This is a genomic window from Bacillus sonorensis NBRC 101234 = KCTC 13918, assembly GCF_001592005.1.
Lineage (GTDB): Bacteria > Bacillota > Bacilli > Bacillales > Bacillaceae > Bacillus > Bacillus sonorensis.
Window position 1 is genome coordinate 1 of sequence record NZ_BCVZ01000017.1, and the last position, 14,780, is coordinate 14,780.

Here is a 14,780-nt window from a genome sequence, read left to right on the forward strand (position 1 = left end):
AAAAGAGCGGAAATAGCAATGAAAGAAAGCGAAGAGCCTGAACCGCTTTACAGAACTTACCCCGGCCATGAAGAAACAAAAGAAGCGCCGTTCTACGGGGTTCCCCACATTTTGCAGGATGAAGAGGAACAGGATGAGAGGGAACCACAGTCCTTTGAAATTGAAGTGAAGCAGGAAGCAGCTGAAGAAGAGTCTGAACCAAGCCATTCGATTGAAATTCCGGAATACTCATTTCATGAGCAGGAAGAACCTGAAAAAGAAAGGGATGAAAGCGGAGAAGGCGATGAGGCGGACGGATCAGTCAAGGAGAACGACAATGCGCTTTATTTAACGAAGCTATTTACAAAACAGGGAGAGGAGGAGTTTACGCGAATGAGAATGTGCATCGTTCAGCAACATGATACAATCGATCTTCTGTGCGAACGTTACGGCATTAATGCCCAGCAGCTCATCCGGATGAATTCCCTTTCTCTTGATGAGGAAATAAAAGAAGGACAAATCCTTTATATTCCCGACTACCATAACAGCCATGCCTAATGCGTGGTGAACGGAATGGAAGACATTCAGCCTGTATTAAAAGAATACGGCCTTGCCGCTCAATATATTGAGCCTGTCAGCCGAAAAGTGTGGAAGGTATACACGGACCACGGCGTGTTTGCCATGAAAAAGCTGGAGGCTTCAAGGAACACCCGTTTTACTGACCAGATGATCTTGCTTGAGGAGAAAGGCTACAGAAATTTCGTCCCCGTTTACAGGAATCGGGCCGGGGAATTTTTGACCGGGGCGGGCGCCGATTTCTGCTATTTGATGCCATGGCTTGCTCTTGAAAAAGAGGAAGAACGTGATCAAAAGCATGAATATTTATTTCGAGAAATCGCCCTTCTTCACCAAAGAACCGAAAAAGAGACTCGATTGAGGAAAGAGGATATCATCGGGCACTATGAACGGACAAAACGAAAGTGGGAAGCGCAAAAACAAAGATATGAAGAGATTGTCGCCGCGGCTGAAAAAGAATGGTATATGTCTCCCTTTCAGCTTCAGGCGGCGATGTATTACAGAGAGACGATATCGGCCGTCGACTTTGCGCTTGAACGCCTTGATGATTGGCATGAAGCCATCAAAGATAAAGAGTCTTCCAGACTCGTCTTAAATCACGGGCAATTATCGGTTCATCATTTTCTCTATAATGATATGGGAACAGGCTATTTTGCCAATTTTGAAAAAGCGGGATATGCACCGCCTGCAAATGACCTGATCGTATTTTTTACAAGAACGTTCAAGACGAATCCCGTCATATGTCCGGAATGTGTGAACTGGTTTTATGCGTATCACAAAGCCTATCCTTTGCGGGAGGAGGAAATCAGCTTATTTTTAAGCTATATGGCATATCCGGCACCCGTCTTTTCCGTGCTGAAGCGCTACCAGACCGGGAACCGCTTCGGGGAGAAAGAAGAATGCGCAAGACTGCTGAAGGCGTATTGGCAAATGAAAAATGCGGAACCGCTTGTGATGAATATTCATGAAACAGAGGAAAACCGCAAGCTCCAGGAAGAAACAGAGTCCCCATCAACATGATGCGGACTTTTTTGCTTGCAGCCGGTTTTATATCCAGTCAAGGTGAAAGGCGCATGCAAGGAAAATGAGAATGCCCAAGAGGAGAACGTCAAATGTCGTTGGAAAGATTATGGTTCGAATGCCTTGAAAGACCGTAATCGGGAGGACGACCTGGACAGCGACAAGTCGGATTTGTTTTAGCCACGGCTGAAGTGAGTATGTGTTGAATTTTTTTCGCACCTTATGCCTCCTCTCCTTTTCGTTACAGCATCATATGAGAAAAATAAGCTCATGTGCATGGCCCAATCTCGTATAAAACGAGAGAAAAACGGAAAAGATGATTGACGAAATAAAAAAAGATTTAGTAATATAAGAACAAGAAAAAGTACGTGCTGAAAAGTCAATGATCACCCGCTTTGAATGGGAAGAGTACAAAAACAGACGCTTACAGAGAGGGAAGCCGCCTGCTGAAAGGTTTTCCAGCCAGTCTTTTTTGGAAGGTCGCCCAGGAGCGCAATTTCTTGAACTAGAGTAGAGAAATTCGGGAAAGCCCCGTTATCCCATTTAAGTGCGTGAATGCCTGTTTGGCATTCATGAAAAAAGGTGGTACCGCGAGAGAGTTCTCTTCGTCCTTTTACAGGATAAAGAGGACTCTTTTCTATTGATCAGCCGTTTATACGCTGGAGGTTTGAAAATGGATAAACAAGAACTGACGATGCCGACAAAATATGACCCGGCTACAATTGAAAAAGACAGATATGAATATTGGGTGAACGGCAAATTTTTTGAAGCCAAAAACGATCCTGAAAAAGAGCCGTATACTGTTGTCATTCCGCCGCCGAATGTAACAGGAAAGCTGCATTTGGGCCATGCCTGGGATTCGACGCTGCAGGATATCGTGACAAGAATGAAGCGGATGCAGGGCTATGATGTGCTTTGGCTGCCGGGCATGGACCATGCCGGCATCGCGACGCAGGCAAAGGTTGAAGCCAAACTCCGCGAAGAAGGAAAAACCCGCTATGATCTTGGACGGGAAAAATTTCTCGAGGAAACGTGGAAATGGAAAGAGGAATACGCTGATTTCATCCGCAGCCAATGGGCAAAACTCGGCCTCGGCCTCGATTATTCGAGAGAGCGGTTTACCCTTGATGACGGGCTCTCAAAAGCGGTGCGCGAAGTCTTTGTCAAGCTTTATGAAAAAGGGCTGATTTACCGCGGAGAATATATCATCAACTGGGATCCGGCCACAAAAACGGCTCTATCCGACATAGAAGTCATCTATAAGGATGTTCAAGGCGCGTTCTACCATATGCGCTATCCGCTCAAAGACGGCTCAGGCTCGATTGAAATCGCGACGACCCGTCCGGAAACAATGCTCGGAGACACAGCCGTAGCGGTTCATCCGGAAGATGAACGGTACAAACACTTAATCGGAAAAACAGTGATTCTGCCTATTACGGGAAGAGAAATTCCGATTGTCGGTGACGACTACGTCGATATGGAATTCGGTTCAGGCGCCGTTAAAATCACGCCGGCACACGATCCGAACGACTTTGAAATCGGTAACCGCCACAATCTCGAGCGGATTCTCGTCATGAATGAAGACGGTACGATGAATGACAATGCCCTTCAATACAAAGGCATGGACCGTTTTGAGTGCCGTAAAGCGATTGTCAAAGATCTTCAAGAACAGGGCGTGTTGTTCAAAATCGAAGAGCATACGCATTCCGTCGGCCACAGCGAGCGCAGCGGCGCCGTCGTTGAGCCTTATCTTTCAACGCAATGGTTCGTGCAAATGCAGCCGCTTGCCGATGCGGCAATCGAATTGCAAAAAAGTGAAGGGAAAGTCAATTTCGTTCCAGACCGTTTTGAAAAAACCTATCTACACTGGATGGAAAATATCCGCGACTGGTGCATTTCCCGCCAGCTGTGGTGGGGTCATCGAATTCCGGCCTGGTATCATAAAGAAACGGGCGAAATCTATGTTGGCGTTGAAGCGCCGGAGGATGCCGAAAACTGGGAGCAGGACAAAGATGTTCTTGATACATGGTTCAGTTCGGCTCTGTGGCCGTTTTCGACAATGGGCTGGCCTGACGTTGACACGGAAGATTTCAAACGCTACTATCCGACAAACGTCCTGGTCACAGGCTATGACATCATTTTCTTCTGGGTGTCCAGAATGATTTTCCAAGGCATCGAGTTCACTGGAGAGCGTCCGTTTAAAGACGTCTTGATCCATGGACTGATCCGCGATGATCAAGGCCGCAAGATGAGCAAATCGCTCGGAAACGGAGTCGATCCTATGGATGTAATCGACAAGTACGGCGCCGATTCGCTCCGCTATTTTCTTGCGACCGGAAGCTCGCCTGGACAGGACTTGCGCTTCAGCTTTGAAAAAGTTGAATCAACATGGAATTTTGCAAACAAAATCTGGAATGCTTCAAGGTTTGCATTAATGAACATGGACGGCATGACGTATGAAGAGCTTGATTTATCAGGTGAAAAATCGGTTGCTGATAAATGGATTTTAACAAGATTAAACGAGACGATCGAAACGGTGACACAGCTCGCTGACAAATATGAATTCGGAGAAGTCGGCCGCCATTTATACAACTTTATTTGGGACGATTTCTGCGATTGGTACATTGAAATGGCCAAACTTCCGCTTTATGGCGATGATGAAGCGGCTAAAAAGACGACACGTTCCATTTTGGCGTATGTTTTGGATCAAACGATGCGGCTCCTGCACCCGTTCATGCCATTCTTGACAGAAGAAATTTGGCAGCACCTTCCTCATCAAGGCGAATCGATCACGGTCGCGAAGTGGCCTGAAGCCGTCAAAGAATATACCGACAACAAAGCCGCGGCCGACATGAAGCTTCTCGTTGAGGTGATCCGCGCTGTGCGGAACATCCGCAGCGAAGTCAATACGCCGCTCAGCAAACAAATCGAGCTCTATATTAACACAAGCACTCCTGATGTCGCAGAACGTCTTGAAGAAAACCGCTCATATGTGGAACGTTTTACGAACCCGAGCGTGCTTCAAATCGGTACGGACATCAAGACGATTGATAAAGCGATGACCGCCGTTGTATCAGGCGCGGAATTGATTTTGCCGCTTGAGGGCCTGATCAACATCGATGAAGAAATCAGCCGCCTTCAAAAAGAACTCGACAAGCTGACGAAAGAAGTAGAACGGGTTCAGAAAAAATTGAGCAATGAAGGCTTTATGAAAAAAGCGCCTCAGCACGTTATCGACGAAGAACGGGCGAAAGAAGCGGATTATACGGCAAAACGCGAAGCTGTAGAAAAACGAATCGCTGAATTGAAAAACTAGAAAATGAAAATGAGGTGTTTTTCAGTCTTCATCAGGCTGGGAAACACCTTCATTATTGAAGGGAAGGAATAGCCTTGTTCAGTACTTTTGATGAAGCGCTCAGCTGGGTTAACGGAAGGCTTAAATTTGGGATAAAACCGGGACTCGGGCGAATGGAAAAGCTGCTCGACGCGCTTGACCGCCCGGAGAAGAAGATCAAAGCCATACATGTGGCCGGAACGAATGGAAAAGGCTCAACGATCGCTTTTATCCGTTCGATACTAAATGAAGCCGGGTATACGGCAGGCACGTTCACTTCTCCTTATATCATCACCTTTAATGAGCGGATCAGCGTAGACGGCATTCCGATTTCGGATGAGGAGTGGACGGCGCTTTTTAATGAAATCGCACCGCTCGTGCTCGAGCTTGAAAAAACCGAATACGGGGCGGCTACGGAATTTGAAATTATTACAGCATGCGCATTTTTATATTTTGCCAAATACCGCAAGACAGATTTTGTGATTTTTGAAACCGGCCTTGGCGGCCGTCTCGATTCGACCAATGTCGTAGACCCGATTTTGACGGTCATCACGACCATCGGTCATGACCACACCGCCATTTTAGGAGAAACCCTCGAGGAAATCGCAGCTGAAAAAGCCGGGATCATCAAGTGCGGCGTTCCCGTTTTAACAGCCGTTCATCAGCATGAAGCGGCAGAGGTCATCAAACGGAAAGCGGCTGAAAGCGGATCTTCCTTCATATCCCTTTATGAACATTGCGACATATACGGGGAGCGTTCATTGCCGGATGGGGAGCAGTTTTCGCTGAGGACGCCGGGGCATCAGTATGAAAAGATGGAAACCGGTCTGATGGGAACCCATCAGCGGCAAAATGCGTCCTTGGCGATTCTGGCCGTTGAATGGCTCGCCGCTGAACAACATGCTGCCATTCGTTCTGAGGAGCTTCGTGCCGGTTTGAAAAAAGCGGCATGGGCCGGACGTTTTGAAAAAGTGCTCGAAAAACCGCTTACGTTTATTGACGGCGCCCATAACAAGGAAGGCGTCGACAGGCTGGCTGAGACGATTGCCGCTCATTTTGGGGAGCGAAACATCCATGTTTGTTTTAGTGCATTAAAAGATAAGCCATATCAGGACATGATCCGCAAATTGGAGACGTTTGCGTCTTCGGTTCATTTTACATCCTTTGATTTTCCGAGAGCCGAATCCGCCCAAAAGCTGTATGAACAATGCCATGCCCGCTGTAAAACGTATGATGAAAACATCGCTTCCGTTTTCCGGCTGATCGACGAAAAAGCAGCGGACGAAAAAGCACTTGTGATCATCACGGGTTCGCTTTACTTCATTTCCGCCGTCAGGTCGGCACTAAAAGAATAAAGGGCAAAAAATGCGTTTTCAGCCCCCGGCTGGGAGCGCATTTTTAGATTTTAAGAAAAGCGCGTCTTTCCCCGGTTTGCTAAACTTATAGCCTCCGGCCCTTTCAGATTCAGGCCGGCAAATCATGCGAGAGGCTGATGTCTATTGATGTATTTATTTATATTCGGTTTAGTGCTCGGTTCTTTTTTTAATGTGGCCGGCCGCCGCATACCCGAGAACACCTCTTTGATCGCTCCCCGCTCCGCCTGCCCTGACTGCTGCCGCCCGCTCACTTTTCTTGAACTGATTCCGGTGTTGTCCTATATATTGCAGAGGGGAAAATGCAGGGGATGCAAACGGCCTGTTTCCATCGTGTATCCGGCCGTTGAGCTTGCGGCGGCATTGCTGTTTGCCTTTGCCTATTTAAGGATTGGCGATCCCGGAGAGCTTGTCATCGCGCTTTTCCTCATTTCTTTATTGCTTATCGTGTTTGTCTCAGATGTGATGTATATGGTCATACCTGATGCCGTCCTTTGTTTTTTTCTGCCTGTTTTTGCCGCCGGGCGCATCCTGTTCCCGCTTGAGCCTTGGCATTCAAGCTTAACTGGAGCGATTGCCGGTTGTCTGCTGCCGCTTGTTGCGGCTGTGATGACGAAAGGCGGCATCGGCGGGGGAGATGTAAAGCTGTTTGCCGTTCTTGGCATCGTCCTCGGGGTTCGCCAGATTTTGCTCGTATTCGTTCTGTCTGCGGCTGCCGGAATGGTGATGGGTTTCGCGGCGATGCTGGTTGGGAAGCTAAAACGAAGAGAGCCATTGCCATTTGCGCCCGCCATTTTGATCGGAACATTGACAGGCTATTTTTATGGCGACCCGCTGATCGGCTTATACATTCAGATGATATGATGAAAAATTTGACGAAACCTTTTTGAACGAGACGACAAAAGTCTTGTTCTTTTTTTTGCAGGCTGTGATAAAGTGTGGACAATAAGAGGGACAGGCCTTTAGGGGATCTCCTCCTTCCTTCTGGCTTCCCTCTAATAGAATCGTTTTTTCCTGCATGCTTATCATAAAATCAAAAACGGAAAGCGAGGGAAGTACATATGAAAAAACGGAAAAGCAAGAGAAATTCGCCCCGGAACATTGGGAAAGAAGATCCGCTTAAAGTGATGATCAACGGGAAAGAAGAGACGATATACGGAACTGAGAAAGAGGCGCCGAAAAAAAATCAAGAAAAGAAACTCACTTTTTCGAATTGGGAAGAAAAGCGAAAGGCCGAGCAGGAAGTGTCGGCTTCCAAAGAAAACAGCAAACCCGAAACAGACGACGAGTTTACATGGGCTCCGCCTGATGAGGAAGAAGACGTGTTTCAAGATGATCCCAAAGTGGTGGCGCCCTACAAAAAGAAAAATGAAGGCAAAGTCTATCAAAAGGCGAAAAAATCGTTCTCTTACCCTTTTAAGCGTTTTGCAGTGACCATTATATTCGCCGTTTTGCTCGGTACAGGCCTCGGTGTGTTTGCTCTTAATCTCGCATCAAATCAAGAAGAAGTGCCGGCATCAGCAAGCCTCGGTGCGGATGAGGGAGGCGGCAAAACCGCCAAAGCCGGCGACACGACAGGAAGCGATGGGGGAGAAAAAGCAGTCAGCGAAGCAGGTGCCGATCTTAAAGCCTTTGCCGTTCAAGCGGGCAAATTCTCTTCAAAGGAAGGGGCGGAAACCTTGGCGTCTCAGATCGTGGAAAAGGGCTATGCCGCCGTTCCGCTGGCAAAAGATGACGGATATTATGTCATCGCCGGCATCGCCGGAGAGAAGCAGATGACCTCACAGCTCGGGCAGATATTGATTGATCACGATTTTGAAGCATGGGGCGGAAAAGAGCTGTCATTTTCGCTTGATTCAGGCTTATCACCGGCCTTTAAAGAAGCGGCGGAGCTGTCAGCCAAGGCGATTCTCGGCGCAGAGGTGACCGAAAAAAACATCGCCGATCTCAAAGCGGAAATTGATGGAATCCAACCGGAAGGCGACTCTAAAAAGGTGAAAGAGGGCATACTGAAAGCCGTGGACCTGCTGGAAAAACCGACTGCAACGAACGGCTGGAAAAGCCAGCAGCTATTGCTCAGCCAAATCAAGTAATCAGGAACCAGCCGATGCGCTGGTTTTTTTATTTTTCGCTTTTTGTCATCAAAAAGTTACTTTTCTGAAATTGTGGCTGAGCCGTTCTTTTGGTAGGATAAACAAGTATCTTTTTTCTGATAGCAAAAACCCATGAAAGGATGGCTACTGATGACACAACCGCTGATTTTAGCTTCGCAATCACCCCGCAGAAAGGAACTCCTCAATCTTTTGCAAATACCATACAGCATCGTTGTCAGCGATGCAGAAGAAAAATTAAATCGAAACTTTTCCCCCGCAGAAAACGTCAAATGGTTGGCGGAACAAAAAGTGCGGGTAGTAGCCGACCAATATCCTGATGCTGTCGTGCTTGGGGCCGACACCATTGTTTGTTTTGAAGGCGTCTGTCTCGGCAAACCGAAAGATGCCGAGGAAGCGGAAAGAATGCTTAAAATGCTTTCCGGTCAGACCCATTCTGTGCTTACGGGTGTCTGCATCAAGTCAAACAGCAAATGCGAAACATTTTTTGAAGAGACCGAAGTCACGTTCTGGCCCCTTGACGAAAAAGAAATCAGCGCCTATATCGATACAGGCGAACCGTTTGATAAAGCGGGCGCCTATGGCATACAGGGAAAAGGCGCGCTCTTTGTCAAACATATAAAGGGAGATTATTATTCCGTCGTGGGGCTGCCGATTTCAAAAACGATGAGAATGCTGAAGCGATTTGGTCTGAACTCCTATTGATAAACCGAACGGGAAGGGGAATCACAGGGAGGGTTTACCATAAGCGACATGCCAATGAAATTAAGAGATTTTCCGGAGGATGAAAGGCCGCGCGAACGGCTGCTGAACATAGGCGCCGAAAGCCTGTCGAACCACGAACTGCTGGCGATTCTTTTAAGGACCGGGACAAAAAAAGAATCGGTCCTGCAGCTGTCAAACCGCCTTCTTCAGACGTTTGACGGTCTGCGTCTGCTGAAAGAAGCCTCGGCTGAAGAGCTTTCCAGCATCTCCGGCATCGGCCGCGCAAAAGCCGTTCAAATATTGGCGGCTCTCGAGCTGGGACGGCGGATCCACCAGCTTGTATATGAAGAGCGTTATGTGATCCGTTTTCCTGAGGATGCTGCCAATTTGCTGATGGAAGATATGAGGTTTTTGTCTCAGGAACACTTCGTTTGCCTTTATCTGAATTCTAAAAACCAGGTGATTCATAAGCGCACGGTTTTTATCGGAAGCTTGAATTCCTCCATTGTTCACCCGCGGGAAGTATTTAAGGAGGCCTTAAAGCGGTCTGCCGCTTCTTTCATCTGCGTGCACAACCACCCTTCTGGAGATCCGACCCCAAGCAGTGAAGATATTGATGTAACAAGGCGTCTCAATGAATGCGGACAGCTGATCGGAATCGAATTGCTCGATCACATTGTCATCGGCGATCAAAAATTTGTGAGCTTAAAAGAAAAAGGCTATTTGTAACACTTTTTTTTTCATTAAATTAAGCTATAATAGAATTTATGGGTTTTTGCTTAGGAATTTCGTTTTAAGAAAGGAAGATACATACAAATGTTTGGAATTGGTGCGAGAGACCTTGGAATAGATTTGGGAACGGCGAATACGCTTGTTTTTGTGAAAGGAAAAGGAATTGTCGTCAGGGAGCCTTCAGTTGTTGCGCTCCAAACGGATACAAAGCAAATTGTCGCAGTGGGAAATGATGCGAAAAATATGATCGGACGGACTCCCGGCAATATCGTTGCCCTCCGCCCGATGAAAGACGGAGTCATCGCCGATTATGAAACGACGGCGACGATGATGAAGCATTATATCAGCAAAGCTGTGAAAAACAAAGGCTTGTTTGCAAGAAAACCGTATGTGATGGTTTGTGTACCTTCAGGGATTACGGCTGTAGAACAGCGCGCGGTTATCGATGCCACACGCCAGGCGGGCGCTCGTGATGCATATCCGATTGAAGAGCCGTTTGCCGCAGCCATCGGCGCGAACCTTCCTGTTTGGGAGCCGACCGGCAGCATGGTTGTTGACATCGGCGGCGGTACGACCGAAGTCGCGATTATCTCCCTTGGCGGGATTGTGACATCCCAGTCTATCCGGGTAGCGGGGGATGAAATGGATGAAGCGATCATCTCTTATATCAGAAAAACGTATAACTTGATGATCGGTGATCGTACAGCTGAAGCTATCAAACTTGAAATCGGCTCGGCCGAAGCCACCGAAAACGGAGAAAGCATGGAAATCCGCGGCCGGGATCTTTTGACAGGGCTGCCGAAAACAATCGAAATCACTGAGAAAGAAATTACTGCGGCGCTGCGTGATACGGTGTCCGCAATTGTTGACGCCGTAAAAAACACGCTTGAAAAAACCCCGCCTGAACTTGCGGCTGACATTATGGACCGGGGAATCGTCCTGACGGGCGGCGGCGCGCTTCTTCGCCACCTTGACAAAGTCATCAGCGAAGAAACGAAAATGCCGGTTTTAATTGCGGAAGACCCTCTTGACTGTGTAGCGATCGGAACAGGAAAAGCACTTGAACAAATTCATCTATTTAAAGGGAAAAATTAAGGACACAGGGAATAGAAGAGGTGTATAATCATGCCGCAGTTTTTTACGAATAAACGGTTGATGCTTTTACTCCTTTGTATCATCATTTTGGTGGCAATGATTGGATTTTCGTTGAAGAACGACCGTAATGCAACTTGGCCCGAAAAATTCATTGGCGATACAACTGGTGTATTCCAAAACATTTTTCATACGCCCGCCCAGTTTTTCGCGGGCTTCTTTGAAAATATAGAAGACTTAAAAAACACTTATAATGAAAATGAGCGCCTTCGGAAGAAACTTGACGGCCAAACGCAATATGAAGCAAAACTGCAGGAGCTTGAAAATGAAAACAAGTCTCTTCGCAAAGAACTCGGCCATTTGAAGTCGATCAGAGATTACAATCCGATTTTGGCTACTGTCATCGCGAGAAATCCCGACAAGTATGAATGGTGGAATCTGATTACCATTAACAAAGGCTCAAAGCACGGCGTTGAAAAGGATATGGCCGTCACGGACGAAAACGGCAACCTGATCGGAAAAATCAAAAGCACGAAAGTGAATAACTTCACTTCCACTGTTCAGCTTTTAAGCGCAACAGACAGAAACAATCGAATTTCCACCGTCATCTCGGCTGATAAAGGCAAGAAAACCGTAAACGGCATTATTAATGGTTATGACGCCGATAAAAAGGCGCTGTCAATGGAAATTATTGAGCCTGATGAAGAAAGGGAAGTCAAAAAAGGCGACCTTGTCGAAACCTCCGGGGCAGGCGGAGTTTTTCCGAAAGGCTTGACGATCGGAAAGGTGACAGAGGTCGAACCGGATTCCTACGGTTTGACGAAAATCGCTTACGTGAAGCCGGCTGCTGATTTATATAACCTTGATAATGTAATCGTCGTTGACCGGACGCTGGATACGGTCGATGTAGACAAGATGGATGAGAAGGAGGAAGGTTCGTGAAACGTTTCCTTCTTCCTGTCATCATGATGTTTGTTTTGTCATCTGAAAGCGTCTATGCCGATTTCATCAGGCTGCCCTTTACAAGCGATGACCAGCAGCTGATTCCCCGTTTTCTGCTGCTTGTCCTGGTTTTTATGACGGCCTATGTCAATCAGCCGTACGCCATTACATATGGATTTATTTTCGGACTGTTATATGATATTAACTACACTGACCTATTAGGTGTGTATATGTTCGGATTTGCCGGTATTTGCTATTTAACGTCAAAGGCGTTTAAAGTGTTGCAGACAAACGCTCTTGTCGTCATCTTTATAGCGGTGCTTGCCGTCTCTGTGCTTGAATTTTACCAATACGGCGTGCAGACGCTGATTCGCCCGGAGATCATGCCGTTCTATCAATTTGTACTGGGAAGGCTGCTTCCTACGCTCGGATTAAACGCTGTTGCGGGGATTTTGCTCATTTACCCGTTTAAAGTGTTTTTTACCAGTCTAAAGAAAGAGCTTCGGGAAGAGTAAAAAAAGGATTTTATCAAGCCGATGTCGAAATGAGTATGATGTTGAGGTGAACACCGTGAAGACCCAAAAGCAGCAATATGTAACAATTAAAGGAACGAAAAATGGACTGACGCTTCATCTTGATGACACATGCTCTTTTGAAGAATTATTGTACGGTCTTCAGGATATGCTGTCACTCGAACATTATATGGATGGGAAAGGCCAGAAAATCAGCGTTCTCATTAAGCTTGGCTACCGCTATGTGACAGAGGAGCAAGAAGCAAAGCTGACAGAAGTGATCACTGAGAAGCAGAATCTGTTTATCCACTCCATTGAAAGTGAAGTCATGACCAAAAAAGAAGCAGACCGCTTAAAAAAAGAAAGCGAAATCGTTTCTGTCGCTAAAATCGTCCGCTCGGGACAAGTGCTTGAAACAGAGGGCGATTTGCTTCTGATAGGGGATGTGAACCCGGGAGGAATGGTGAAGGCCGGAGGCAATATTTTTGTTCTCGGCTCATTAAGAGGGATTGCCCACGCTGGTTTTAATGGAAATAAACGAGCTGTTATTGCGGCTTCGGACATGAGACCGACTCAATTGCGCATCAATCATGTGCTCAACCGCTCCCCAGACCACATCCAAGAAGGGAACGACATGGAATGTGCTTATTTAGACGAAGAAGAGAATATGGTCATTGACCGCCTTCAACAATTGGCTCATTTAAGACCTAGTTTAACAAGGCTTGAGGGAGGAATGTAAAGTTGGGTGAAGCTATCGTAATAACCTCGGGGAAAGGCGGAGTAGGAAAAACGACGACATCCGCGAATCTTGGCACCGCCCTTGCCATTTTGGGAAAGCGTGTATGTCTTGTTGATACAGATATTGGATTGCGCAACCTGGATGTCGTCATGGGCCTTGAAAATAGAATTATCTATGATCTGGTGGATGTTGTGGAAGAAAGATGCAAAATCCATCAGGCGCTTGTGAAAGATAAACGTTTTGATGATCTGCTATATTTGCTTCCGGCGGCACAGACGAGCGATAAATCGGCGGTTCTGCCTGAGCAAATGGTCAAATTAATCCAGCAGCTGAAGCAGGATTTTGATTATATCATCATCGACTGTCCGGCAGGAATCGAACAGGGATATAAAAATGCGGTTTCGGGCGCAGACAAAGCCATCGTTGTCACGACACCGGAAATTTCCGCCGTTCGTGATGCCGATCGGATTATCGGTCTTCTTGAAAAAGAAGAAAACATTGAACCGCCCCGTCTGATCGTCAATCGGATTCGCAACCATTTAATGAAAAACGGCGATACTCTTGACGTTGATGAAGTGATCCAGCATTTATCAATCGAATTGATCGGCATCGTCGCTGATGATGATGATGTCATCAAAGCATCCAACAACGGAGAGCCGGTTGTCATGGATCCCAATAATAAGGCTTCAATCGCATACCGGAACATCGCCCGCCGCGTTCTCGGCGAGTCCGTGCCTTTACAGTCGTTTGAAGAAGAAAATAAAGGCGTATTTGCAAGAATCAAATCGTTTTTTGGCGTTCGCTCGTAATGCAAAAAGCAATCTCAGGTGATGAGATTGCTTTTTTTAATAGAATTTCATTCCGCATCTTCATTCTCCACATAATGCTTCAGCATGGAGAGCTTGTTATCCCAATACCGTTCGAAATAGGAGAGCCATTCTTGCAATTCAATCAGCGGTTCGGGGTGAAGCGTGTACAGTTTTTCTCTTCCCGACTTTCGTTCACTCACAAGCCGTGCATCAGACAAAATCCGCAGATGCTTGGAGACGGCTGTCCGGGTCATCGGGAAATGGCTGCTGATATCGGTAATGGGCATTTCCCGATCAGCGAGAAGCTTCAGCAGTTTTCTCCGCGTTGGATCAGCGACCGCCCGAAACACATCATGTTGTTTTTGCGCTGATGAAGACACTAGTTTTCAACAGCCTGACGAAGCTTTTTGTTGACGATCGCTTCCCAGCCGTTGTTCATTGTGTCCCGGACAGACGACTGACTTTGTCCCGCTTTTGGATTGATTTCTTCAGGCTCTCCCCATCCGGAGTGAATCAGAGTAAACTCTGTTTTGCCGCCGTCTGTTTCTTTTAATTCAAATGTCACGACCCAGCCTGATGTATCCCAGCTGAAGGCGAGGCGATGCGGGGCTTCAAGCTCAATCACTTTGCACGGTGATGGACCAAACGGCGACTGCAGGGTAAATTCATATCCGATTTCAGGCTGAAAATCGTTCGGCATGAACCAGACTGATATTCCTTCGCTCGTGGCCACCGCCTTCCATACGTTTTGAATCGGTGCATCAAAAGTCACCCTTTTATGTATATCAGGCACACGATTGTTTTGTTCTGTCATTGGTAATACCTCCGTCAAAAAAAATAGAACCAAAAGGTTTCG

Annotated in this window: 16 protein-coding genes and 1 other annotated feature; of the genes, 13 read left to right on the forward strand and 3 right to left on the reverse strand. The window is 46.9% G+C overall.

All coding sequences use genetic code 11. From position 1 onward, the window contains the following. On the forward strand, positions 1-537 hold a 537-nt coding region (locus BTR1S_RS16260), incomplete at its 5' end, for a LysM peptidoglycan-binding domain-containing protein (RefSeq protein ID WP_156483222.1). Between the two features lie 15 nt (positions 538-552). Further along, on the forward strand, positions 553-1,575 hold the full coding sequence (gene ysxE, locus BTR1S_RS16265) for a spore coat protein YsxE (RefSeq protein WP_029419245.1): 1,023 nt from the start codon (positions 553-555) through the stop codon (positions 1,573-1,575). A 27-nt stretch (positions 1,576-1,602) separates the two neighbouring features. Here ysxE and BTR1S_RS16270 read toward each other — a convergent pair whose 3' ends face one another. After that, entirely contained in the window at positions 1,603-1,794 is a 192-nt protein-coding gene (locus BTR1S_RS16270; RefSeq protein WP_006637862.1) for a YszA family small membrane protein, read from the reverse strand. A 167-nt stretch (positions 1,795-1,961) separates the two neighbouring features. Next, positions 1,962-2,191 (forward strand) — a binding site (T-box leader). A 57-nt stretch (positions 2,192-2,248) separates the two neighbouring features. Between BTR1S_RS16270 and BTR1S_RS16275 the strand changes: the two genes are divergently transcribed. From BTR1S_RS16275 to minD, 11 genes are all read left to right on the forward strand, one after another. After that, the gene (locus BTR1S_RS16275) at positions 2,249-4,891 is read left to right on the forward strand and encodes a valine--tRNA ligase (RefSeq protein WP_029419246.1); all 2,643 of its coding nucleotides are present in this window, start codon (positions 2,249-2,251) and stop codon (positions 4,889-4,891) included. 74 nt (positions 4,892-4,965) lie between these two features. Continuing rightward, positions 4,966-6,264, forward strand: coding sequence for a bifunctional folylpolyglutamate synthase/dihydrofolate synthase (locus tag BTR1S_RS16280; RefSeq protein WP_006637860.1), 1,299 nt, complete (start codon positions 4,966-4,968; stop codon positions 6,262-6,264). Between the two features lie 147 nt (positions 6,265-6,411). Continuing rightward, positions 6,412-7,146 carry a prepilin peptidase gene (locus tag BTR1S_RS16285; RefSeq protein ID WP_034326386.1) on the forward strand — a complete coding sequence of 245 codons (735 nt, stop codon included), beginning with the start codon at positions 6,412-6,414 and terminating at the stop codon, positions 7,144-7,146. Between the two features lie 197 nt (positions 7,147-7,343). Continuing rightward, entirely contained in the window at positions 7,344-8,375 is a 1,032-nt protein-coding gene (locus BTR1S_RS16290; RefSeq protein ID WP_029419248.1) for an SPOR domain-containing protein, read from the forward strand. A 150-nt stretch (positions 8,376-8,525) separates the two neighbouring features. Continuing rightward, positions 8,526-9,098 (forward strand): Maf family protein, encoded by a 573-nt coding sequence (locus tag BTR1S_RS16295; protein ID WP_006637857.1) that lies wholly within the window; start codon positions 8,526-8,528, stop codon positions 9,096-9,098. 54 nt (positions 9,099-9,152) lie between these two features. Further along, on the forward strand, positions 9,153-9,827 hold the full coding sequence (gene radC, locus BTR1S_RS16300; RefSeq protein ID WP_006637856.1) for a RadC family protein: 675 nt from the start codon (positions 9,153-9,155) through the stop codon (positions 9,825-9,827). Between the two features lie 87 nt (positions 9,828-9,914). After that, entirely contained in the window at positions 9,915-10,925 is a 1,011-nt protein-coding gene (locus BTR1S_RS16305) for a rod shape-determining protein (RefSeq protein WP_006637855.1), read from the forward strand. 30 nt (positions 10,926-10,955) lie between these two features. Beyond that, positions 10,956-11,864: a rod shape-determining protein MreC gene (mreC, locus tag BTR1S_RS16310; protein ID WP_006637854.1), complete on the forward strand. Its 909-nt coding sequence runs from the start codon at positions 10,956-10,958 to the stop codon at positions 11,862-11,864. Then, complete coding sequence (gene mreD / locus BTR1S_RS16315) at positions 11,861-12,379, forward strand: rod shape-determining protein MreD (protein ID WP_006637853.1); 519 nt, start codon at positions 11,861-11,863, stop codon at positions 12,377-12,379. Before mreC ends, mreD begins: the two co-directional genes overlap by 4 nt. Before the next feature lie 55 nt (positions 12,380-12,434). Next, the gene (gene minC, locus BTR1S_RS16320; RefSeq protein ID WP_006637852.1) at positions 12,435-13,115 is read left to right on the forward strand and encodes a septum site-determining protein MinC; all 681 of its coding nucleotides are present in this window, start codon (positions 12,435-12,437) and stop codon (positions 13,113-13,115) included. Positions 13,116-13,117: 2 nt separating this feature from the next. Further along, a complete protein-coding gene (gene minD / locus BTR1S_RS16325; RefSeq protein ID WP_006637851.1) occupies positions 13,118-13,924 on the forward strand; it encodes a septum site-determining protein MinD in 807 nt (268 codons plus the stop codon). 47 nt (positions 13,925-13,971) lie between these two features. Here minD and BTR1S_RS16330 read toward each other — a convergent pair whose 3' ends face one another. Then, on the reverse strand, positions 13,972-14,304 hold the full coding sequence (locus BTR1S_RS16330) for an ArsR/SmtB family transcription factor (RefSeq protein ID WP_006637850.1): 333 nt from the start codon (positions 14,302-14,304) through the stop codon (positions 13,972-13,974). After that, positions 14,304-14,738 (reverse strand): SRPBCC family protein, encoded by a 435-nt coding sequence (locus BTR1S_RS16335; protein ID WP_029419250.1) that lies wholly within the window; start codon positions 14,736-14,738, stop codon positions 14,304-14,306. The genes BTR1S_RS16330 and BTR1S_RS16335 overlap by 1 nt, the downstream gene beginning before the upstream one ends. Positions 14,739-14,780: the final 42 nt, after the last annotated feature.